Consider the following 20884-nt stretch of genomic DNA (forward strand, 5'->3'; position numbering starts at 1 on the left):
AGCGAGCAGGGAATGGCGAATGGGGAAGGGGTAGTACGCCAGGCGGACGCAGCGACCCCATTCGCTACTCGCCATTCACCATTCGCCATCTTCACTTTTCCGTCTCGACCAGTCCGCGCACGAACAGTTTCTGCATGACGACGACGACGAAGACGGGCGGCAGCATGGCCAGTACGGCGGTCGCCATCACGATCGGCCATTCGGTCAGCGCATCGGTGGTGGTGATCATCTTGCGGATGCCGATCTGGATGGTCTGCATGTCGTCGCGCGTGGTGATCAGCAGCGGCCAGAGATATTGATTCCAGCCGAGGATGAACAGGATCACGAACAGCGCGGCCATGTTGGTGCGCGACAGCGGCAGCAGCGTATCCCAGAAGAAGCGGAACGGGCCGGCGCCGTCGATGCGCGAAGCTTCCAGCAGCTCGTCCGGTACGGTCATGAAGAACTGGCGGAACAGCAGCGTTGCGGTCGCGGATGCGATCAGCGGCAGCGACAGGCCGGCATAGCTGTCGAGCATGTGGAGATCGGCGACGATCTTGTAGGTCGGATAGATGCGCACCTCGACCGGCAGCATCAGGGTGATGAAGATGATCCAGAAGATCGCCATCCGGAACGGAAAGCGGAAATAGACGATCGCATAGGCCGAGATGATCGAGACCGCGATTTTGCCCACGGCGATCAAGAGCGCCATCACCAGCGAGTTCAGCATCATGTTGCCGACCGGCTCGCGGGTGGAGCCGCTCGTGCCGACGAAGATCGTCTGATAGTAGGTTTCGAGGAAATGGCCGCCCGGCAGCAGCGACATCTGGCCGTTGGCGATCACCGCGTTGTCCTGCGTGGAGGCGACGAAGGCGAGATAGACCGGGAAGGCGACGATCGCGATCCCGATCCAGAGGATGATGTGGGCGATGTAGCGCCGAAAGCCCTCTTCCTCCACCATCAGTAGGTCACCTTGCGTTCGACGAAGCGGAACTGGATTCCGGTCAGGACGATGACCATGATCATCAGGATCACCGATTGCGCTGCCGAGCTGCCGAGATTTCCGCCGAGCAGGCCGTCGGTATAGACCTTGTAGACCAGCGTCTCCGTCGACTTGCCAGGCCCGCCGCGGGTCATGGTGTCGATGATGCCGAATGTGTCGAAGAAGGCGTAGACGATGTTGACGACCAGCAGGAAGAAGATGGTCGGCGACAGCAGCGGAAAGGTCACGGTCCAGAACCTGCGCATCGGACGCGCGCCGTCGATTGCGGCGGCCTCGAGCACGCTGCGCGGGATGCTCTGGAGGCCGGCCAGGAAGAACAGGAAGTTGTAGGAGATCTGTTTCCAGGCGGCGGCGAGGATGATCAGCGCGGCGGCTTGGTCACCGTCGAGCAGCGGATTCCAGTCGATGCCCAGATTGCGCAAGTACCGCGAGAGCACGCCGAGCGAGGGATGCAGCATGAAGATCCAGAGCACGCCGACGACCGGCGGCGCCACCGCATAGGGCCAGATCAGCAGCGTACGGTACAGCGTTCCGCCGCGCAGCGGCTTGTCTGCCATCACGGCGAGCAGCAGTGCGAACGACAGCGACGACACCGCAATGGCGAACGAGAAGAAGAAGGTCCGGACGATCGCCTCGAAATAGGCGCGGTCCTTGAACAGGTCGAGATAATTCTCGAACCAGACGAAGCTGGTCGACAGGCCGAAGGCGTCCTGGAGCAGGAAGGACTGGATTACGGCCTGCAGGGCCGGCCAGTAGAAAAAGATCAGCACGATCGCGAGCTGCGGCGCAACCAGCGCATAGGGCAACAGCTTTGATTGGAAGATGGCTTGCTTTTGCATGGTGCCCCGAAGCGGCAGGCCGCCTTAACGGCCTGCCGCTTATAATCTCACTTCACGGCGGTCTTTTCGAACTGGCGCAGCATCGTGTTGCCGCGTTCGACGGCGGCATCGAGCGCCTGCTTGGCGGTCTTCTTGCCGGCGAGCGCCTGCTCGATCTCTTCCGCCCAGACGTCGCGCAGCTGCACCATGTTGCCGAGGCGCAGGCCGCGCGAATTGTCGGTCGGCTCCTTGTTGGTCAGCTCGAGCAGCGGCGTCTCGAGATAGGGCTGGTCCTTGTAGAAGCCGTCGGCCTTGGCCTTGTCATAGGCGGCCTTGGTGATCGGCAAATAGCCCGAGGACTTGTGGATGAAGACCTGGCGATCGGTGTCCGAGAGGAAGGTCAGGAATTTCGCCACGCCCTTGTATTCGTCGGCCGACTTGCCGCCCATCACCCAGAGCGAGGCGCCGCCGATGATCGAGTTCTGCGGTGCGCCCTTCGCGTCGGGATAATAAGGCATCGGCACCGCGCTGAAGGCGAACTTGGCTTGCGCCTTGACGTTGCCGAAGAAGGCCGACGAGGTCAGGTAGAGCGGGCATTCGCCCGACGTGAAGCGGCCTTCGCCGGTGTTGGTGCGGCCGGCATAATCGTAGGTCTTGTCCTTCTGGAGCTCGACCAGGTTCTCGAGGTGCTTGACCTGGAGCGGTCCATTGAACGAGAGCACGGTGTCGAAGCCATCGAGGCCGTTGGCCTTGCTGGCGAGCGGCACGTTGTGCCAGGCAGAGAGCTGCTCGAGATTGACCCAGGTGACCCAGGAGTTGGAGAACCCGCAGGTGGCGTGGCCGGCCGCCTTCAGCTTCTTCGCCGCGTCGAACACCTCAGGCCAGGTCTTGGGAATCTCGACATTGGCCTTCTTCAGCGCGTCGAGATTGACCCACATCACGGTCGACGACGAGTTGAAGGGGAAGGACAGCATCTCGCCCTTCGAGGTCGAGTAGTAGCCGGTGATCGCGGGCAGATAGGCCTTGGGATCGAACTTCTCGCCGGCGTCCTGCATCAGCTTGTAGACCGGTTTGACCGCCCCGGTCGCGGCCATCATGGTCGCGGTGCCGACCTCGAACACCTGCATGATGTGCGGCGCGTTGCCGGCACGGAACGCGGCGATGCCGGCGTTCATCGTGTCGGCGTAGTTGCCCTTGTAGGTCGGAATCACCTTGTAGTCGCTCTGCGCGCCGTTGAAGTCGTTGGCGAGCTTGACGATGACGTCGTTGTTCGCGCCCGTCATCGCGTGCCACCACTGGATCTCGGTCACGGCCAGCGCCGGCGAAGCCGACAAGCCGACCGTGATTGCGAGTGCGGCAGCCGCACCAAAATGTCGAAGAGCCATCAAGAAAACCTCCCTTGCCCGTCACTAAAGAAGCGCTTGCGCTAGCAGCGCCATATGACGTTCACATGACTGTGTAAGCGGGAGAAACGAAAGCGGCAAGCGCAGGAAATGGGAAGCCGGAAAATAGGCGAATGCCGAGGGCAGCCGCTTTCGTTCGCGCTGCACCTGCGTGCCCGCGCCGCAATGCGGCATGGATATCGGATGTCGAGGGCCGGCGACCTAGCGCTTGCGCTCGGGGCCGCAGACCGTGCCCTTGTCCAGCATCGAGTCGATCTCGGCCTTGGAGTAGCCGAACTCGCCGAGCACCTCCGCCGCGTGCTGGCTGAATTTCGGCGGCACGCGGCGCAGGCTCGGCTTGCTGCGGTCGAGCCGGATCGGCGAGGCCACGCCCTTGTACCAGTCCTTCTCGATGATATCGCCGCGCGCGACCGTGTGCGGGTTGGTCAGCGCCTGGTCGATCTTCTGCACGGGACCCGCGGGCAGGCCCGCCGCGAGCAGACGGTTGCACAGCGGCTCGGCCTCGTGCTGGCTGAACACCGCGGCAAGCTCGGCGCGTAGCGCCTCGCGGTTGGCGATGCGGTCCTTGTTGCGGGCGAAACGCGGGTCGGTGCCGAGCTCGGGCTTGCCGATCTCCTTGACGAGCTTGCGGAACGTGCCGTCGTTGCCGACGCCGATGAAGATGTTGTCGGTCTTGGTCGGGAAGATCGCGTAGGGCACGAGGTTCGGGTGCTCGTTGCCGGTCAGCGAGGGTGGCTTGCCATGCATGAAATAATTCGCGGTGTGCGGATGCATGATGGCAAGGCCGGTCTCGTACAGCGTCGTCTCCAGGAACTGGCCCTTGCCCGAACGCTGGCGCTCGGACAGAGCCATCAGGATACCGATCGCCGCATAGAGACCGGTGGTAATGTCGACCAGCGGCACGCCGATCCGCATCGGTCCGCTCTCGGGCGAGCCGGTCGCGGCGATCATGCCGGTCATCGCCTGGATGATGGCGTCATAGCCGGGATTGCCGCCGCGCGGGCCGTCGGCGCCGAAGCCGCAGATCCGGCAATGCACGAGGCGCGGAAATCTTTTGCTGAGGACATCGTTGCCGATGCCCCATTTCTCCAGCGTGCCCGGCTTGAAATTCTCGATCAGGACGTCGGCGGTCTCCAGCATCTTGAGCAGCACGGCACGGCCGCCCTCGGAGGCGAGGTCGAGGCCGATCGAGCGCTTGTTGCGGTTGATACCGATGAAATAGGCCGCGTCCTCCTCGTGGAACGGAGGGCCCCATTCGCGCACCTCGTCGCCCGCGGGCGGCTCGACCTTGATCACGTCGGCGCCATGGTCGGCGAGGATCTGGGTGCAGTAGGGACCGCCGAGCACGCGCGTGAGATCGATGACGCGCAATCCGCTCATGGCGCCCAGAACGGCTTCAGAACCCGCGGCTTTAGAACTCATGCCTTCGCTTCCCTGTGTCGACAATTGATCACAGGCCTAGCGAGGTTCGTGCACGCCAGCAATGGCCCCGCGGGCAGGGGCGTATGCGCCGCCTTGGCGCAATCCCGCGGAATGGCAAATCGGCGAAAGCGGCTGGCCCGAGGGGGATCCCGGGCCAGCCAATTCGCATGTCGGTCAGACGACTGTCAGGCGAACGTCGACATTGCCGCGCGTGGCATTGGAGTACGGGCACACCTGGTGCGCCTTCTCGACCAGCGCCTCAGCTTCAGTGCGGGCAAGGCCCGGCAGCGAGACGGCCAGATCGATGTCGAGACCGAAGCCGCCCTCCGAGCGCGGGCCGATGCCGACGGTCGAGGTCACGGAGGCGTCGGCGGGAACCTTGGGGCCGCCCTGCGAGGACACGAACTTCATCGCGCCGATGAAGCAGGCGGCATAGCCGGCCGCGAACAGCTGCTCGGGATTGTTGCCGGCACCGCCGCCGCCGCCGAGCTCCTTCGGCGTGGTCAGCTTGACGTCGAGCGCGCCGTCGAGGGTTGCCGCATGGCCGTCGCGGCCGCCGGTCGCCTTGGCGCTGGTCTTGTAGAGGACGTTCACGGACATTTTCATCTCCCTGGGGGTTCGGGTGGACGCGGTCTATATCGCAGACAATTAGATTGTGCGCAATCTAAATCGTAAAGTCTCACATTTAATTGTTCGCAATTGAATATGCGGCCGCGCACCCCCACAATGCGGCAAATCCCCGTGAGATTCTCCATGGCCCGGAAACCATCGGCGGCGGACGCGCCGCTGCGGCTCGACAACCAGATCTGCTTCGCGGTCTATTCGGCCGCGCACGCCTTCAACCGCGTTTACAAGCCGCTGCTCGACCGGCTTGGCCTCACCTATCCGCAATATCTGGTGATGCTGGTGCTGTGGGAGCGCGACGACGTGCCGGTGAAGGACATCGGCGAGAAGCTGTTCCTGGATTCCGGCACGCTGACGCCGCTACTCAAGCGGCTCGAGGCTGCTCATCTCGTCAAGCGCACGCGGTCGAAAGAGGACGAACGTCAGGTGCTGATCGCCCTGACGCCACAGGGCCACGCGCTGAAGGACAAGGCGCGCGCCGTGCCGCAATCGATCCTGGCGGCGTCGGATTGCTCGGTGTCGGAGCTGGTCGCGATGAAGGACGAGATCGTCGCGCTGAGGGATCGGCTGAATGCGGTGATCGGGGAGTAGGGGTTAGAGACGTTTCTTCGCAAAGGCACGGCCGGATGCTGACTTCAGGTACTTCTCAAACGCAACGGCTTGCTTTGCGTTACTGAACGCGACGTAAGTCTTGAGACGCCAAGGTCCGTATTTGGAAGTGTGGGGCACCTCGCCAGCGTTGTGCTTTGCCAGTCGGGCGCGCAAGTCGTCGGTGATGCCCAAATAGAGTGCAGGGTATCCAGGCTCTCGAGGATGTAGACGTACTTCACCGCACGCTCCCCAGGTGTCGAGGGAGGAGCTTACATCCCCGTTTTATCTGGTGAAGCCCGGCTTCGCCCTTCGGGCTACGCCGCGGCAGCCTTCGGTCACTTCGCTACGAGGGACTTCCCAGGCTTGCCGAGCCGAAGCTCGCGAAGCGAGCGAAGGCTGGTGGAGCCAGGCGGGATCGAACCGCCGACCTCTTGCATGCCATGCAAGCGCTCTCCCAGCTGAGCTATGGCCCCTAAACCTTCGACGGGTGAATCTGGTGGATCACCCCAACCGGCGAGCCCTAGGCGACTCGCGCGGTGCACCCTTTTTCACAGATTAGGACTGATCTCAAGTCTCTTCATCGCCTCCGACATCACCAATGATGTCGGTCACGTCCTCATCGCCCTCTTCCTCGTCGGCAATGAAGGTCGAATCATCGTCATCGTCGTCATCCAGGGTCTCGTCGACCTCGATGTCGTCCTCGGATTCGGGCACCACGGCCTTGACCTTGCCGGTGTTCTCCTCGGCGTCGGCCTCCTCCAGCGAGACCATCTCTTCGGCCTCCGCCGGCTCCGGCGCGGTGTCCTGGGCCACGTTGCGCTCGGCGCCGCGGGACGCGCGTGCGGGGGCAACGGGCGCGATAGGCACCACCTCCCCGGTATAGGGCGAGATCACCGGATTCTTGTTGAGGTCATAGAACTTCTTGCCCGTGGTCGGGCAAATACGTTTGGTTCCGAGTTCGGACTTGGCCACGGCAGGAATCCTGGGAATGTCTGAAAAGCCGTGTTTCACTTGGCTAGTTGGCGGCCCGCTGTCAATAGCGCATTACGGGAGAACGACATGCCCGTGACGGGGCGCGGACCATGTGATACCTGCGCGCCAGCCCATCGGGCCTATTCAAGGACACAATCTTGACTCATTCCGACCAACCGAGGCCGCTGCAGTCTCGCGCCAGCGGTCCCCTGACCGGGAAAGTACGGGTGCCCGGGGACAAGTCGATCTCTCACCGGGCCCTGATCCTGGGCGCGCTCGCGGTCGGCGAGACCAGGATTTCGGGCCTGCTGGAGGGCGAGGACGTCCTCAACACCGCCAAATCCATGCAGGCGCTGGGCGCCAGGGTCGAGCGGACCGGCGATTTCGCCTGGACGGTGAACGGCGTTGGCGTCGGGGGCTTCGCGCAGCCCAAGGCGGCGCTGGATTTCGGCAATTCCGGCACCGGCTGCCGGCTGGTCATGGGTGCCGTCGCGGGCTGCCCGATCTCGGCAGTTTTCGACGGTGACGCCTCGCTGCGCAGCCGCCCGATGCGGAGAATCCTCGATCCGCTCGAAAAGATGGGTGCCAAGGTCGTCTCGGGCAGCGAGGGTGGGCGTCTGCCGCTGACCCTCCAGGGCGCGCGAGATCCCCTGCCGATCACCTACAAGACCCCGGTCGCCTCGGCCCAGATCAAGTCGGCCGTGCTGCTGGCGGGTCTGGCCGCGCCGGGCACCACCACGGTGATCGAGACCGAGGCCAGCCGCGACCACACCGAGCTGATGCTGAAGCATTTTGGTGCCGACGTCAGTTCGACGAGCGAAGGCCGGCACGGCCGCCGTATCACCCTGGCAGGTCAGGGCGAGCTTCACGGCGCCAACGTCATTGTGCCCGCCGATCCCTCCTCGGCAGCTTTCCCGGTCGTCGCAGCGCTGATCGCCGAGGGATCCGACGTCGTTCTGTCGGACGTGATGACCAATCCGCTGCGCACCGGCCTGTTCACCACGCTGCGCGAGATGGGCGGCTCGATCGAGGAGAGCCAGGTGCGCGGCGATGCCGGCGAGCCGATGGCGCGCCTGCGCGTGCGCGCATCGAAACTGCGCGGCGTCGAAGTGCCCCCGGAGCGCGCGCCCTCGATGATCGACGAATATCTGGTGCTGGCGGTGGCGGCGTCCTTCGCCGAAGGCACGACGATCATGCGCGGCCTGCAGGAGCTGCGCGTCAAGGAATCCGACCGCCTGGAGGCCACCGCCGCCATGCTGCGCGTCAACGGCGTCAAGGTGGAGATTTCGGGCGACGATTTGATCGTCGAGGGTCGCGGCCACGTTCCCGGCGGCGGCGTTGTCGCCACCCACATGGACCATCGCATCGCGATGTCCGCGCTGGTGATGGGCTGCGCCTCCGATCAGCCGGTGGGCGTCGACGACACTGCCTTCATCGCCACCAGTTTCCCGGATTTCATTCCGATGATGCGTTCCCTAGGGGCCGAGTTTTCATGATCATTGCCATCGACGGGCCCGCGGCCTCGGGCAAGGGGACGCTCGGCAAGCGTCTTGCCCACCATTACGGTTATCGCCACCTCGATACCGGCGTGATCTATCGCGCCGTCGCCTATGCCCTGATGCAGTCCGGTCACGATCTCAACGACGAGGCGGCCGCAGTGCAGGCCGCTTTGGAGCTCGATCCCGAAAAATTCGGCAATCCAGCCCTGAAGACCCAATTGGCGGGCGAGGGCGCCTCGATCGTGTCGGCGATCCCAAGGGTTCGGGAAGTCCTGCTCAATTTCCAGCGGCAATTCGCGGCGGATCCGCCCGGCGCGGTGCTGGACGGTCGCGACATTGGGACCGTGATCTGTCCGCATGCCGACGTGAAGATATTCGTCGTCGCCGATCCCAAGGTCCGCGCCCGCCGCCGGACCATGGAGGCCCGGGCGAGGGGCGAGGACGCGGACGAGGCCGCCGTGCTCGCCGACATCATCCAGCGCGACGACCGCGACAAGAACCGGCCGATTGCGCCTTTAAAACCCGCCCCGGATGCTTACTTGCTAGACAACTCCCAACTGGATATAGAAGGCGGCGTCCGGGCTGCCATCGACATTATCGAGGCCGTCCGAGCGGGCCGGTCGCGGGGTTAAGCCGCAGCCGTCATTGGAGGAAGTGCCCGCTCCCGCTCTTTGAGGTCGATAACTTCGGTTCCCGTTTGGGACCGGCGCGATCCAGCTTCCGGACAAGAATTTTCACGTATCGAACGCGCGGGCCTCAGCCGGCCCGCTTCCGCCGTTCCGGTGCCAGCCGGAGCAGCGAGCGGTCGCTCGAAGGTCTTGCGGACCTTCCGACACTGCGCGTGCGATGCGCCCATGAACCCAACGGCCGGCATGACATCCGCAACTGGAGAACCAATGGCTTCGACTTCTGCTGATACCTATAGCCCGTCGCGCGACGATTTCGCCGCGATGCTCGACGAATCCTTCGCAGGTGGCAACCTGCAGGAAAGCTCCGTCGTCAAGGGCAAGGTGGTTGCAATTGAAAAGGACATGGCCGTCATCGACGTCGGCCTGAAGACCGAGGGCCGCGTGGCCCTGCGCGAATTTTCCGGTCCCGGCCGTGACTCCGATCTCAAGGTCGGCGACGAGGTGGAAGTGTTCCTCGATCGCATCGAGAATGCCCTCGGCGAGGCCGTCCTCTCGCGCGACAAGGCGCGCCGCGAAGAGAGCTGGGGCAAGCTCGAGAAGGCCTTCCAGAACAACGAGAAGGTCAACGGCGTCATCTTCAACCAGGTCAAGGGCGGCTTCACGGTCGACCTCGACGGTGCCGTGGCCTTCCTGCCGCGCTCGCAGGTCGACATTCGTCCGATCCGCGACGTTGCGCCGCTGATGAACAACTCGCAGCCGTTCCAGATCCTCAAGATGGACCGTCGCCGCGGCAACATCGTGGTGTCCCGCCGCACGGTTCTCGAAGAGACCCGCGCCGAGCAGCGTCAGGAGCTGGTGCAGAACCTCGAAGAGGGTCAGGTCATCGACGGCGTGGTCAAGAACATCACCGATTACGGTGCGTTCGTTGATCTCGGCGGCATCGACGGCCTGCTGCACGTCACCGACATCGCGTGGCGCCGTGTCAACCATCCGACCGAGGTGCTCTCGATCGGCCAGACCGTGAAGGTCAAGATCATCAAGATCAACCACGAGACGCACCGCATCTCGCTGGGTATGAAGCAGCTGCTGGACGATCCGTGGCAGGGTATCGAAGCCAAGTACCCGCTGGGTGCCCGCTTCACCGGCCGCGTCACCAACATCACCGACTACGGTGCGTTCGTTGAACTCGAGCCGGGCATTGAAGGCCTGATCCACGTCTCCGAGATGTCGTGGACCAAGAAGAACATGCACCCCGGCAAGATCGTGTCGACCTCGCAGGAAGTCGACGTGCAGGTGCTGGAAGTCGATTCCGTCAAGCGCCGCATCTCGCTCGGCCTCAAGCAGACCATGCGCAACCCCTGGGAGGTCTTCGTCGAAGGCCATCCGACCGGTTCGGTGGTCGAGGGCGAGGTCAAGAACAAGACCGAGTTCGGTCTGTTCCTGGGTCTCGAAGGCGACGTCGACGGCATGGTCCACCTCTCCGATCTCGACTGGAAGCTTCCGGGCGAGCAGGTGATCGACAACTACAAGAAGGGCGACGTGGTGAAAGCCGTGGTGCTCGATGTGGACGTCGAGAAGGAGCGTATCTCGCTCGGCATCAAGCAGCTCGAAGGCGACCCCTTCGCCGAGCCGGGCGATGTCAAGAAGGGCGCGGTCGTGACCTGCGAAGTGCTCGAAGTGAAGGAGAGCGGTATCGAGGTGAAGATCGCCGGTACCGACTTCTCCACCTTCATCAAGCGCTCGGAGCTCGCGCGTGACCGCAACGACCAGCGCGCCGAACGCTTCGCCGTCGGCGAGAAGGTCGATGCCCGCGTGATCCAGTTCGACAAGAAGGCCCGCAAGGTCCAGGTGTCGATCAAGGCGCTCGAAGTCGCCGAAGAGAAGGAAGCCATCGCGCAGTACGGCTCCTCCGATTCGGGTGCGACGCTCGGCGACATCCTCGGCACCGCGCTCAAGAACCGCGACAGCAAGTAAGCGAAACGCTTCGTTTCGCTGCATCGAAGCCCCGGCGCGAGCCGGGGCTTTTTTGTGGCACATACTCCGCTGTCGTCCCTGACGAGCGGAGCGCAGATCAGGGGCCCAAACCACAGGGAGTGGTTTTGCGAAGACTCGCAGTTACCAGCTCGCGCAACGACTTCTCCCTGTGGTTATGGATCCCCGCCTTCGCGGGGATGACGACCGAGTTTGCGGCAACTTGCTCACCCCGCCATCACAGCCTTGTTTTCTTCAAATTGCGCCGCAATTGATGTATCCAGATAGACCGTAGGTCATGCCGTGACGGCACAACGCGCCCGATCTTTCATTTGGAGATATCTCGATGTCGCTCGATTCTGACATCATCGTCGATCGCCGCAGGATCCGCCGCAAGCTGACGTTCTGGCGCGTGATGGCTGCGTTGATCGCGATCGCGGCGATTGCGAGCGTTGCGCTGATCACGACCCCAGGCGCGCGCGGCACCTTCGCATCCGCCGGCTCGATCGCGCGCGTCAACATCGAGGGCCTGATCCGCAGCGATTCCGAACGCACCCAGGCGCTGGAGCGGCTGGAGAATTCGCAGGCTGCTGCCGTCATCGTGCACATCAACTCGCCGGGCGGCACCACTGCCGGATCCGAGCAGCTCTATGACTCGCTCACCCGGCTGAAGGCGAAGAAGCCGCTGGTCGTCGTGGTCGAAGGCCTTGCCGCCTCCGGCGGTTACATCACCGCGATCGCGAGCGACCACATCGTCGCCCAGCAGAGCTCGCTGGTCGGCTCGATCGGCGTGCTGTTCCAGTATCCGAACGTCACCGAGCTCTTGAAGACCATCGGCGTCAAGGTCGAGGAGGTGAAGTCGTCGCCGCTGAAGGCCGCGCCCAATGGTTTCGAGCCCACCAGCCCGGAGGCGCGCGCCGCGCTCGACGCGCTGGTGAAGGATTCCTATTCCTGGTTCAGGGGCCTGGTGAAGGAACGGCGTGGCATGGATGACACGCAGCTGGAGAAAGTGGCCGATGGCCGCGTCTTCACCGGCCGCCAAGCGATCGATCTCAAGCTGATCGACCAGATCGGCGACGAGAAGACGGCGGTGACCTGGCTGGTCGAGAACAAGGGCGTCAAGAAGGGCCTCAGCGTGCGCGATTACAAGCTCCAGCCGCGCTTGGGCGATCTGACGTTCCTCAGGACGGCCGCTGCCGTGACGCTGGAAGCGCTTGGTTTGGGCTCGATTGCGCAGCAAATCGGGCAAACCGGCGTCGTGCAGGCTGTCGATCGGTTCGGAATGGATGGAATGCTGGCCCTGTGGCAGCCGGCCGCGTCAAACTGAGGGAACCAGGCGAGTTCGGAAGGTTTTTCCCGTCTCGCGCGTGCCGGGTCAGCCTGCTTTTTCGGCATTTGTCACGCATTTTCACGACGCTCAACCTTGATTTAGCGTCTTGACAGATCACGGTATTTTCACGGAAATGGTCATCCGCACGCTTCCGGGTCCTATCTCTCGATGATCAAATCCGAACTTGTTCAGCGCATCGCCGAGCACAACCCGCATCTGTACCAGCGGGATGTCGAGAACATTGTGAATGCGATTCTCGAAGAGATCGTAGCGGCCCTCGCACGCGGTGATCGCGTCGAGCTGCGCGGCTTCGGTGCCTTCTCGGTCAAGCATCGCCCTGCACGCGCCGGGCGCAATCCGCGCACCGGCGCCCATGTGCCCGTCGATCAGAAGAGCGTTCCATTCTTCAAGACCGGCAAGGAAATGCGCGAGCGGCTGAACCGCGACCATCCGGATCCCGGCGCGGCAGACTGAGCCGGCGTCAGGGGAATCCCGCGGTCGCACACGATGCGGCCGGAAGCTTTGATTCAAGGCGAGCGAAGCGAGATGCGAAAGTTCCTGACCGCGCTGATCGTGATTCCGCTGGGCCTGATCCTGGTGACTTTCGCCGTCGCCAACCGGCAATTCGTCACCGTCTCCTTCGATCCCTTCATGACGGATGATCCGTCTCTTTCGGCCACCCTGCCGCTGTTCCTGCTTCTGATCCTGGTCGCCGCCTTCGGCGTCCTGGCGGGGGGATGCGCCGTCTGGCTCGGCCAGAGGCATTGGCGGCGCGCTGCGCGACGGAACGATGCGGATGCCCGGGCGGCCAGGGGCGAACTGGCCGATCTGCGGGCCCAGATGGCCGCAGCAAGGCCCGAAGCCCAGCGCCTCCCGGTCCCCTCGGGGGTCGGCCTTTACGGGCCCATCGGGCGAGACAAGCAGCGCGCGACGTTGTAGAAGCGGCCCGACCTGAAAACCCGCTTCCCGGCCGCCGCTTGCGGCCTCCAGTTGCTTTTGAGACCATGTCCCTGCTCGTCAAGATCTGCGGCCTGTCCACGCGCGAGACGCTCGAAGTGGCGCTCGACGCGGGCGCCGACATGGTGGGATTCGTGTTCTTCCCTCCGTCGCCCCGGCATCTGTCGCTCGAGATGGGACGCGACCTCGGCCGCCAGGTGAAGCGACGCGCGCTCAAGGTTGCGCTCACCGTCGATGCCGATGACGCCACGCTCGACAACATCATGGATGCGCTGTCGCCGGACATGCTGCAGCTCCACGGCAAGGAGAGCGTCGCGCGGCTGCGCGACATCAAGCAGAAGTACGGCCGCCCGGTGATGAAAGCCGTACCGGTTGCGACCACCGCCGATCTCGCCGTGCTGCCCGGCTATGCCGCAGTCGCCGACAGCATCCTGTTCGATGCGCGCGCGCCGAAGGACGCAACCCGCCCCGGCGGCCTCGGCGCGCCCTTCGACTGGCACCTGCTCGAAAACCTCGATCTCAAATTGCCCTACATGGTCTCGGGCGGGCTTCACGCCGACAACGTCGCGGAAGCCCTCCGCGTCACCCGCGCCGGTGGCGTCGATGTGTCCTCGGGTGTCGAGAGCATTCCCGGCGTCAAGGATCCTGACATGATCAAGGCCTTCATCCGCGCCGCGCGCGCCATCCAAGAGTTGAGCGTACGATGAACATCGCCAAACCAAACTCCTACCGCAGCGGCCCCGACGACCGCGGTCATTTCGGCAATTTCGGCGGCCGCTTCGTCGCCGAAACCCTGATGCCGCTGATCCTCGATTTGGAGAAGGCTTACACCGCGGCCAAGGCCGATCCGGCCTTCCAGGGCGAGATGAACGGCTATCTCAAGAACTATGTCGGCCGGCCCTCGCCGCTGTATTTCGCTGAGCGTCTCACCGAGCATCTCGGCGGTGCCAAGATCTATCTCAAGCGCGAAGAACTCAACCACACCGGCTCGCACAAGGTGAACAACGTGCTCGGCCAGATCATGCTGGCGCGTCGCATGGGCAAGAAGCGCATCATCGCCGAGACCGGCGCCGGCCAGCACGGCGTCGCCACCGCGACGCTGTGCGCGCGCTTTGGCCTCGAATGCGTGGTCTATATGGGCGCCGTCGACGTCGAGCGGCAGCAGCCCAACGTCATCCGCATGGAGATGCTGGGTGCCAAGGTGATCCCGGTGCAGTCGGGCACGCGCACGCTGAAGGACGCGATGAACGAGGCGCTGCGCGACTGGGTCACCAACGTGCACAACACGTTCTATTGCATTGGCACGGTGGCCGGCCCGCACCCCTATCCGACGCTGGTGCGCGACTTCCAGTCGGTCATCGGCAACGAGACCAAGACGCAGATGCAGGAGATCGAGGGTCGCCTGCCGGATTCGCTGGTCGCCTGCATCGGCGGCGGCTCGAATGCGATGGGCCTGTTCCATCCGTTCCTCGATGATCCCTCCGTCGAGATCTTCGGCGTCGAGGCCGCAGGCCACGGCCTGACGCAGCTGCACGCGGCCTCGATCGCGGGCGGCCGTCCAGGCGTGCTGCATGGCAACCGCACCTATCTCCTGATGGACGCGGACGGCCAGATCCAGGACGCGCATTCGATCTCGGCCGGCCTCGACTATCCCGGCATCGGCCCCGAGCATTCCTGGCTGCACGAGGTCGGCCGCGTGAACTATCTCTCCGCGACCGACGAAGAAGCGCTTGGTGCGTTCCAGCTGCTGTCGAAGCTCGAAGGCATCATTCCCGCGCTGGAGCCGGCGCACGCCATCGCCAAGGTGATGGAGCTCGCCCCGAAGCGACCCCGGGATCACCTGATGGTCGTCAACCTCTCCGGCCGCGGCGACAAGGACGTCCCGCAGGTCGGCGACATCCTGAGGGGCAAGAGCAAGTGACCACGCGTATCGACACCCGTTTCGCCGAGCTGAAAAAGCAGGGCCGCGCGGCCTTCGTCACCTATGTGATGGCCGGCGATCCCGATCCGGCGACGTCGCTCGAGATCGTCAAGGCACTCTCGAAATCAGGCTCCGACGTCATCGAACTGGGCATTCCCTTCACCGATCCGATGGCGGATGGTCCCTCGATCCAGGCTGCAGGTCTACGTGCGCTCAAGGTCGGCATGACGCTGAAGAAGACGCTCGATCTCGTGCGCGACTTCCGCAAGGACGACAACCTCACGCCGCTGGTGCTGATGGGCTACTACAATCCGATCTACATTTACGGCGTCGACAAGTTCTTGGCGGACGCCAAGACATCAGGCGTTGACGGCCTGATCATCGTCGATTTGCCGCCGGAGGAAGACGACGAGCTCTGCATTCCCGCGCTGAAGGCCGGCCTGAATTTCATTCGCCTCGCGACCCCGACGACCGACGACAAGCGCCTGCCGGCGGTGCTCGCGAACACGTCAGGCTTCGTCTATTACGTCTCGATCGCCGGTATCACCGGTGCAGCGGCGGCGGACGCGAACGTAGTCGGTGAAGCCGTCGCGCGCATCAAGCGGCATACCAAGCTGCCGATCTGCGTCGGCTTCGGCATCCGCACGCCGGAAGCGGCGCGCGCCATTGCCGAGAAGGCCGATGGTTCGGTGGTCGGCACCGCACTGGTCGATGCGCTCCAGAACAGCCTCGATGCCGAGGGACGCGCGACGGCCAAAACGGTTAACGCGGTGGCTGAGTTGACGGCGGCCCTGGCCCAGGGCGTCAAGGGCGCGCAACAGGCGGCGGAATAGGCCATTATTTCGCTGTTCGGACGGGTGACACGGCGGCTTGCCGGGCAGGGGCCCGGCAGCCATATATCCTTTCAGGCAGCCCTACGCGGGTTCGCACATCGGAGCAAACCATGAACTGGCTTACCAACGTGGTCCGGCCGAAGATCCGCAACATGCTGCGGCGGGAGACGCCGGAGAATTTGTGGATCAAGTGCCCGGATTCCGGACAGCTCGTGTTCTACAAGGACGTCGAGGCCAACCAGTTCGTCATCCCCGGCTCGAACTACCACATGCGCATGGGCGCGGTGGCCCGGTTGAAGTCGATCTTCGACAACGAAACCTGGTTCGACGTTGCGCTGCCCGAGGTCACGCCCGACCCGCTCAAGTTCCGCGACGAGAAGAAATACGTCGATCGCGTCAAGGACGCGCGCGCCCGCACCAATTTGAATGATGCGATCAAGGTCGGCTACGGCAAGCTCGAAGGCGCTGCGGTCGTCGTCGCCGTGCAGGATTTCGATTTCATGGGCGGCTCGCTCGGCATGGCCGCGGGCGAAGCCATCGTCCGCGGCATGGAGCTTGCGGTCGAGAAGAACTCGCCGTTCATCGTGTTCGCCGCGTCCGGCGGCGCGCGCATGCAGGAGGGCATCCTGTCGCTGATGCAGATGCCGCGCACGACCGTTGCGGTACAGATGCTGCGCGAGGCCAAGCTGCCCTATATCGTCGTGCTTACCAATCCCACCACCGGCGGCGTCACCGCGTCCTATGCGATGCTCGGCGACGTGCAGATCGCCGAGCCCGGCGCGCTGATCGGTTTCGCCGGCGCGCGCGTGATCGAGCAGACCATCCGCGAGAAGCTCCCCGAAGGTTTCCAGCGGGCCGAATATCTCAAGGAGCACGGCATGGTCGACATGGTCGTGCATCGCCACGAGCTGCGTCCGACCCTGGCGCGGCTCTGCCGCCTCTTGACCAAGGCGCCGGCGCAGGAAGGCGCATCGAAGTCGGTGCAGCCGGTCGCGAGCCCGGCGCAGATCGTCTCGGCCGCCGAGACGGCGCCGGCTGCGCCCCACGCGTGAACGCCTCCCCTGACAGTGCAAAGACCCCGCTCGGCGAAGTGATCGGGCGGCTGTCGGTCCTGCATCAGAAGCGCATCGATCTCGGGCTGGAGCGGATGCACCGCCTGCTCGAACGGCTCGGCCATCCCGAACGCAAGCTGCCGCCGGTGATCCATATCGCGGGCACCAACGGCAAGGGCTCGACGCTGGCCTATCTGCGCGCGATGCTGGAAGCGTCAGGCCAGCGCGTCCACGCCTACACCTCGCCCTATCTCGTCCGTATCAACGAATGCTTCCGGCTCGGCCGCGCCGGCGGCGGGGTGCTGGTCGGCGACGACGAGTTGCGCGCCGCGCTTGAAGAGGTCGAGCGCGTCAATGCTGGCGAAGCCGCAACCGTGTTCGAGCTGAAGACGGCGGCCGCCTTCCACTTGTTCGCGCAGAATCCGGCTGATGTGGTGCTGCTCGAAGTGGGCCTCGGCGGTCGGCTCGATTCGACCAATGTGGTCGACACGCCGGCGGCCTGCGTGATCACGCCTGTCAGCATGGACCACATGGAGTTTCTCGGGGACACCCTGGCATCGATCGCCGGCGAGAAGGCCGCGATCATCAAGCGCGGCGTGCCCGTGATTTGTGCCGAGCAGGAGCCGGACGCGATGGCGGTGATCGAAGCGCAAGCCAAACGCATGCGTGCGCCGCTGTTTGCGGCGAACGAGAGCTGGCACGTCAATGTCGAGCGCGGACGTCTGGTCTATTCCGACGATCGCGGCCTGATGGATCTGCCGGCGCCGCGCCTGTTCGGCCGCCACCAATTTGCCAATGCCGGGCTTGCGATCGCCACGCTACGCGCGCTTCCGCATCTGAAGGTCAATCACGTTGCGTTCGAGGCCGGCATCGTCGGCGCGGAGTGGCCGGCGCGGATGCAGCGCATCAGCGCGGGCGAATTGCTGTCCTGGGGGCCACAAGGCTCGGAGATCTGGCTCGACGGCGGGCACAATGCGGAAGGCGGCCGCGTCGCCGCGGCGGCGCTCGGCGATCTCGAAGAGCGGGTGTCGCGGCCGCTGGTGGTCATATCAGGCATGATGGCCAACAAGGACGCGCAGGGCTTCCTCGCCAATTTCGCCGGCCTCACCCGTCACATCATCGCGGTGCCGATCCCCGAGATCGAGAACGCGATGCCGGTCGACCGTCTCGCGGACGCCGCGCGCAGCCTCGGCATGCGCGTCGAGCCCGCGCCCGGCATCGAAACCGCGCTGCGCGGCTTGGCAAAGCTCGCCTACGAGGTCCCGCCGCGCATCCTGATCACGGGATCGCTGTATCTGGCCGGCCACGTGCTGGCGATCAACGGCACGCCGCCTGCATAGACGGTCTCGTGTCCCGGACGCGCGAAGCGCGAGCCGGGACCCAGAATGCCGCCACATGGGCCCCGGCTCTGCAGCGCACCGCGGAAGACGCGCTGCGCTGCGTCCGGGGCACGATAGAGAGACTGCCCCATGCGTTTCGCCGCGATTGCCGACGTCCACGGAAATCATCTCGCACTGGAAGCTGTCTTCGCCGACATCCGTGCCCTCGGCATTGCCGACATCGTCAATCTCGGCGACATGCTGAGCGGGCCGCTCGATGCGCGCCGCACCGTCGAGATCCTGATGCAGCTGGACGCCGTGCATGTGCTCGGCAATCACGATCGCTACCTGCTCGACCGTCCCCCGGAGAAGATGGGCTCGTGGGACCGTCCCGCCTATGAACAGCTCGATGCCGCGCACCTCGACTGGCTGCGGGCGCAGCCGATGACGCGGGTCTTCCGCGAGCAGGTGTTCCTGTGCCATGCGACGCCGGGGAACGACGAAGTCTATTGGCTCGACACCGTGAATCCCGACGGCGTGGTGGCGCTGTCGCCGCTCGATCGGATCGAGCAGCTCGCACAGGGCGTCACGCAGTCCCTGATCCTCTGCGCCCACACCCATCTCGCCCGCGCCGTGCGCCTGCGCGACGGTCGGCTGATCGTCAACCCCGGCAGCGTCGGCAGCCCCGGCTATCGCGACAAGCATCCGTATCCGCATGTGGTCGAGACTGGCACGCCGCACGCGCGTTATGCGATCCTCGAACTCGTCGGCGGCGCCTGGCAGGTGACGTTCCGACATGTCGGCTACAATCACGAAGCCATGGCCAACCTTGCACGGCGCAATGGACAGCCCGAGCTGGCGAACGCGCTCGCGACGGGATGGATTGGATAGTCACGGCTCGTGTCCCGGACGCGGTGCAGCACTAAGCGCTGCTCCGCAGAGCCGGGACCCAGAATGCCGCGGCATGGGCCCCGGCTCTGCAGCGCATCGCTGAAGACGCGCTGCGCTGCGTCCGGGGCACGAGACCGCGTCACTTCAACAGCTTCATCGGATCCGCCGCCTTCTGCTTCAGCTGATCGAAGCTGCATTGACGCGGCGCCTTGTCGGGGCGCCAGCGCAGGATCGATGTGCCGTGGCGGAAGCGTTCGCCGCTGAAATGGTCGTAGCAGACCTCGATCACAAGCTTCGGCTTCAGCGGGCACCATTTCGCCGAACGCTCGGTCGACCAGCGGCTCGGTCCGCCCGGCGCGTTGCCGGTGAAGCCGGGCTCGCCGATCAAGGCCTCGAGCCGGTCGGTCAGATCAGGCTTCGCCTCCGCCTTGATGGCGGAAGTGAAGCCGACATGGTGCAGCAAGCCATCATCGTCATAGAGCCCAAGCAGCAGGGAGCCCACCACGTTCCGGCCCTTGATCTTGTTGGTGGCGTAGCGGAAGCCGCCGACCACGCAATCGGCGCTGCGGAATTTCTTGATCTTCTGCATGCCGTCGCGATTGCCGGCCTGGTAGGGCAGGTCGATGCGCTTGGCGATGACGCCGTCCGAGCCGCCGCCGGATTGCGCCAGCCATTTCTTGGCCGTGGCGTAGCTCGTCGTCGCTGGCGAAAGGTGGAAGAGACTGCCCTTGAGATTGGCTTTCGCGAAAGTGTCCAGCGCGGGCCGGCGCTCACGCAGCGCCTTCTCGGCAAGACCTTTGTCCCGCGCCATCGCGAGCAGATCGAACGCGAGGTAGAGCGCCGGCGCCTCCTGCGAGAGCTTCTTCACGCGGCTGGCCGCCGGGTGAATCCGTTGCAGCAGGGCATCGAAGGAAAAGCCCTTGCCGTGCGGCACGACGATCTCGCCGTCGAGCGTGAAGCGGTCCGCCTTTAGCTTCAACGCAGCGGCGACGACTTCCGGAAAATAACGCGCGAGGTCCTCGCCCGACTTCGAGCGCAGATCGACATCGCTGCCGCTCCGCGACAGCAGGCACCGGAAGCCATCCCACTTCGGCTCGTATTGCCATTCCTTGCCGCGCGGAATCTCGTCGACCGAACGCGCCTCCATCGCGACGAGAGAGGTCGCTTTGCGATCGCGCTTTCGGGGAGAAGCTGGCAAGGGCGGGACTCGTCATACGCTGAACACGTCCCCTCAACGCAGAACGGCCGGCATTTCGCCGGCCGTTGTCGAAAATAATTGGAAGCGTGGTGGATCAGACCGCGGAAGTGATCCACTGCTGCAGCTTCGCCTTCGGCGCAGCGCCGACCTGGCGCGAGGCCATCTCGCCGCCCTTGAAGATCATCAGGGTCGGGATCGACATCACACCATACTTGGACGCGGTCTTCGGGCTCTCGTCGACGTTCAGCTTCACGATCTTGACCTTGTCGCCCATCGCGCCGGCGATCTCGTCGAGGGCGGGGGCGATCATGCGACAGGGGCCGCACCATTCGGCCCAGAAATCGACGACCACGGGGCCGTTCGCCTTGAGCACTTCGGCTTCGAAATCGGCGTCGGAAACCTTGCTAACGGCCATTGGAGTACCTCACTCGGGTTGAACGAATCGGCGCGACCTGGAATCGCGCCCGGGATC

Annotated in this window: 21 protein-coding genes, 1 tRNA gene and 1 pseudogene; 13 read left to right on the plus strand and 10 right to left on the minus strand. The window is 64.4% G+C overall.

The features are described from left to right. Window positions 1-91: 91 nt before the first annotated feature. From ugpE to SE91_RS32385, 5 genes are all read right to left on the minus strand, one after another. Window positions 92-940, minus strand: a complete 849-nt coding sequence (ugpE, locus tag SE91_RS32365) for a sn-glycerol-3-phosphate ABC transporter permease UgpE (RefSeq protein ID WP_008539961.1) — start codon at window positions 938-940, stop codon at window positions 92-94. Continuing rightward, on the minus strand, window positions 940-1821 hold the full coding sequence (ugpA, locus tag SE91_RS32370; protein ID WP_060734367.1) for a sn-glycerol-3-phosphate ABC transporter permease UgpA: 882 nt from the start codon (window positions 1819-1821) through the stop codon (window positions 940-942). Before ugpA ends, ugpE begins: the two co-directional genes overlap by 1 nt. 47 nt (window positions 1822-1868) lie before the next feature. Beyond that, the gene (ugpB, locus tag SE91_RS32375; protein WP_060734366.1) at window positions 1869-3185 is read right to left on the minus strand and encodes a sn-glycerol-3-phosphate ABC transporter substrate-binding protein UgpB; all 1317 of its coding nucleotides are present in this window, start codon (window positions 3183-3185) and stop codon (window positions 1869-1871) included. Window positions 3186-3404: 219 nt separating this feature from the next. After that, window positions 3405-4625 carry a CaiB/BaiF CoA transferase family protein gene (locus SE91_RS32380; RefSeq protein ID WP_061850546.1) on the minus strand — a complete coding sequence of 407 codons (1221 nt, stop codon included), beginning with the start codon at window positions 4623-4625 and terminating at the stop codon, window positions 3405-3407. A gap of 174 nt (window positions 4626-4799) precedes the next feature. Next, window positions 4800-5225: an organic hydroperoxide resistance protein gene (locus SE91_RS32385; protein WP_008539979.1), complete on the minus strand. Its 426-nt coding sequence runs from the start codon at window positions 5223-5225 to the stop codon at window positions 4800-4802. 153 nt (window positions 5226-5378) lie between these two features. Here SE91_RS32385 and SE91_RS32390 point away from each other — a divergent pair, with 153 nt between their 5' ends. Further along, window positions 5379-5840, plus strand: a complete 462-nt coding sequence (locus SE91_RS32390; RefSeq protein WP_060734364.1) for a MarR family winged helix-turn-helix transcriptional regulator — start codon at window positions 5379-5381, stop codon at window positions 5838-5840. A 3-nt stretch (window positions 5841-5843) separates the two neighbouring features. Here the strand turns inward: SE91_RS32390 and SE91_RS35795 are convergent. From SE91_RS35795 to SE91_RS32400, 3 genes and pseudogenes are all read right to left on the minus strand, one after another. Then, window positions 5844-6079: pseudogene (locus SE91_RS35795) on the minus strand (GIY-YIG nuclease family protein). Window positions 6080-6237: 158 nt separating this feature from the next. Next, a tRNA-Ala gene (locus tag SE91_RS32395) sits at window positions 6238-6313 on the minus strand. A gap of 94 nt (window positions 6314-6407) precedes the next feature. Then, entirely contained in the window at window positions 6408-6812 is a 405-nt protein-coding gene (locus tag SE91_RS32400) for a TIGR02300 family protein (protein ID WP_060734362.1), read from the minus strand. Between the two features lie 158 nt (window positions 6813-6970). On the opposite strand from SE91_RS32400, the gene aroA reads away from it, so the two are divergent. From aroA to SE91_RS32460, 12 genes are all read left to right on the plus strand, one after another. Beyond that, window positions 6971-8308, plus strand: coding sequence for a 3-phosphoshikimate 1-carboxyvinyltransferase (gene aroA, locus SE91_RS32405; protein ID WP_061850547.1), 1338 nt, complete (start codon window positions 6971-6973; stop codon window positions 8306-8308). Then, window positions 8305-8943, plus strand: coding sequence for a (d)CMP kinase (gene cmk / locus SE91_RS32410; RefSeq protein WP_008539994.1), 639 nt, complete (start codon window positions 8305-8307; stop codon window positions 8941-8943). The genes aroA and cmk overlap by 4 nt, the downstream gene beginning before the upstream one ends. A gap of 264 nt (window positions 8944-9207) precedes the next feature. Continuing rightward, window positions 9208-10914, plus strand: a complete 1707-nt coding sequence (gene rpsA, locus SE91_RS32415) for a 30S ribosomal protein S1 (RefSeq protein ID WP_060734361.1) — start codon at window positions 9208-9210, stop codon at window positions 10912-10914. 343 nt (window positions 10915-11257) lie between these two features. Further along, window positions 11258-12238 carry a signal peptide peptidase SppA gene (gene sppA / locus SE91_RS32420; protein WP_061850548.1) on the plus strand — a complete coding sequence of 327 codons (981 nt, stop codon included), beginning with the start codon at window positions 11258-11260 and terminating at the stop codon, window positions 12236-12238. A gap of 171 nt (window positions 12239-12409) precedes the next feature. After that, window positions 12410-12715 carry an integration host factor subunit beta gene (locus tag SE91_RS32425; RefSeq protein WP_008539997.1) on the plus strand — a complete coding sequence of 102 codons (306 nt, stop codon included), beginning with the start codon at window positions 12410-12412 and terminating at the stop codon, window positions 12713-12715. Window positions 12716-12787: 72 nt separating this feature from the next. Then, window positions 12788-13180, plus strand: a complete 393-nt coding sequence (locus tag SE91_RS32430) for a lipopolysaccharide assembly protein LapA domain-containing protein (RefSeq protein WP_061851434.1) — start codon at window positions 12788-12790, stop codon at window positions 13178-13180. Window positions 13181-13245: 65 nt separating this feature from the next. After that, window positions 13246-13905, plus strand: coding sequence for a phosphoribosylanthranilate isomerase (locus tag SE91_RS32435; RefSeq protein WP_060734360.1), 660 nt, complete (start codon window positions 13246-13248; stop codon window positions 13903-13905). Next, complete coding sequence (gene trpB, locus SE91_RS32440; protein WP_060734359.1) at window positions 13902-15119, plus strand: tryptophan synthase subunit beta; 1218 nt, start codon at window positions 13902-13904, stop codon at window positions 15117-15119. The genes SE91_RS32435 and trpB overlap by 4 nt, the downstream gene beginning before the upstream one ends. Further along, window positions 15116-15952 carry a tryptophan synthase subunit alpha gene (gene trpA / locus SE91_RS32445; protein WP_008540002.1) on the plus strand — a complete coding sequence of 279 codons (837 nt, stop codon included), beginning with the start codon at window positions 15116-15118 and terminating at the stop codon, window positions 15950-15952. The genes trpB and trpA overlap by 4 nt, the downstream gene beginning before the upstream one ends. 110 nt (window positions 15953-16062) lie before the next feature. Next, window positions 16063-17004 carry an acetyl-CoA carboxylase, carboxyltransferase subunit beta gene (accD, locus tag SE91_RS32450; RefSeq protein ID WP_008540003.1) on the plus strand — a complete coding sequence of 314 codons (942 nt, stop codon included), beginning with the start codon at window positions 16063-16065 and terminating at the stop codon, window positions 17002-17004. After that, on the plus strand, window positions 17001-18344 hold the full coding sequence (locus SE91_RS32455; RefSeq protein WP_008540004.1) for a bifunctional folylpolyglutamate synthase/dihydrofolate synthase: 1344 nt from the start codon (window positions 17001-17003) through the stop codon (window positions 18342-18344). Before accD ends, SE91_RS32455 begins: the two co-directional genes overlap by 4 nt. Window positions 18345-18473: 129 nt before the next feature. Next, a complete protein-coding gene (locus tag SE91_RS32460; RefSeq protein ID WP_060734358.1) occupies window positions 18474-19214 on the plus strand; it encodes a metallophosphoesterase family protein in 741 nt (246 codons plus the stop codon). Window positions 19215-19353: 139 nt separating this feature from the next. Here SE91_RS32460 and SE91_RS32465 read toward each other — a convergent pair whose 3' ends face one another. Both SE91_RS32465 and trxA read right to left on the minus strand, forming a co-directional pair. Further along, entirely contained in the window at window positions 19354-20361 is a 1008-nt protein-coding gene (locus SE91_RS32465; RefSeq protein ID WP_061850549.1) for an ATP-dependent DNA ligase, read from the minus strand. Between the two features lie 145 nt (window positions 20362-20506). Next, window positions 20507-20827 carry a thioredoxin gene (gene trxA, locus SE91_RS32470; RefSeq protein WP_008540017.1) on the minus strand — a complete coding sequence of 107 codons (321 nt, stop codon included), beginning with the start codon at window positions 20825-20827 and terminating at the stop codon, window positions 20507-20509. Between the last annotated feature and the right edge of the window lie 57 nt (window positions 20828-20884).

Origin of the sequence: Bradyrhizobium sp. DOA1, from assembly GCF_001593325.1 — a bacterium.
Taxonomy (GTDB): Bacteria; Pseudomonadota; Alphaproteobacteria; order Rhizobiales; family Xanthobacteraceae; genus Bradyrhizobium.

Bases quoted from the DNA above. Each gene is read 5' to 3' on its own strand.
- cmk (WP_008539994.1), top strand. From the start codon at position 8,305: ATGATCATTGCCATCGACGGGCCCGCGGCCTCGGGCAAGGGGACGCTC.
- ugpB (WP_060734366.1), bottom strand. From the start codon at position 3,185: ATGGCTCTTCGACATTTTGGTGCGGCTGCCGCACTCGCAATCACGGTC.
- accD (WP_008540003.1), top strand. From the start codon at position 16,063: ATGAACTGGCTTACCAACGTGGTCCGGCCGAAGATCCGCAACATGCTG.
- rpsA (WP_060734361.1), top strand. From the start codon at position 9,208: ATGGCTTCGACTTCTGCTGATACCTATAGCCCGTCGCGCGACGATTTC.
- sppA (WP_061850548.1), top strand. From the start codon at position 11,258: ATGTCGCTCGATTCTGACATCATCGTCGATCGCCGCAGGATCCGCCGC.
- SE91_RS32390 (WP_060734364.1), top strand. From the start codon at position 5,379: ATGGCCCGGAAACCATCGGCGGCGGACGCGCCGCTGCGGCTCGACAAC.
- trxA (WP_008540017.1), bottom strand. From the start codon at position 20,827: ATGGCCGTTAGCAAGGTTTCCGACGCCGATTTCGAAGCCGAAGTGCTC.
- SE91_RS32385 (WP_008539979.1), bottom strand. From the start codon at position 5,225: ATGTCCGTGAACGTCCTCTACAAGACCAGCGCCAAGGCGACCGGCGGC.
- SE91_RS32435 (WP_060734360.1), top strand. From the start codon at position 13,246: ATGTCCCTGCTCGTCAAGATCTGCGGCCTGTCCACGCGCGAGACGCTC.
- SE91_RS32465 (WP_061850549.1), bottom strand. From the start codon at position 20,361: ATGGAGGCGCGTTCGGTCGACGAGATTCCGCGCGGCAAGGAATGGCAA.
- SE91_RS32430 (WP_061851434.1), top strand. From the start codon at position 12,788: ATGCGAAAGTTCCTGACCGCGCTGATCGTGATTCCGCTGGGCCTGATC.
- ugpA (WP_060734367.1), bottom strand. From the start codon at position 1,821: ATGCAAAAGCAAGCCATCTTCCAATCAAAGCTGTTGCCCTATGCGCTG.
- ugpE (WP_008539961.1), bottom strand. From the start codon at position 940: ATGGTGGAGGAAGAGGGCTTTCGGCGCTACATCGCCCACATCATCCTC.
- SE91_RS32380 (WP_061850546.1), bottom strand. From the start codon at position 4,625: ATGAGTTCTAAAGCCGCGGGTTCTGAAGCCGTTCTGGGCGCCATGAGC.
- SE91_RS32425 (WP_008539997.1), top strand. From the start codon at position 12,410: ATGATCAAATCCGAACTTGTTCAGCGCATCGCCGAGCACAACCCGCAT.
- trpB (WP_060734359.1), top strand. From the start codon at position 13,902: ATGAACATCGCCAAACCAAACTCCTACCGCAGCGGCCCCGACGACCGC.
- SE91_RS32460 (WP_060734358.1), top strand. From the start codon at position 18,474: ATGCGTTTCGCCGCGATTGCCGACGTCCACGGAAATCATCTCGCACTG.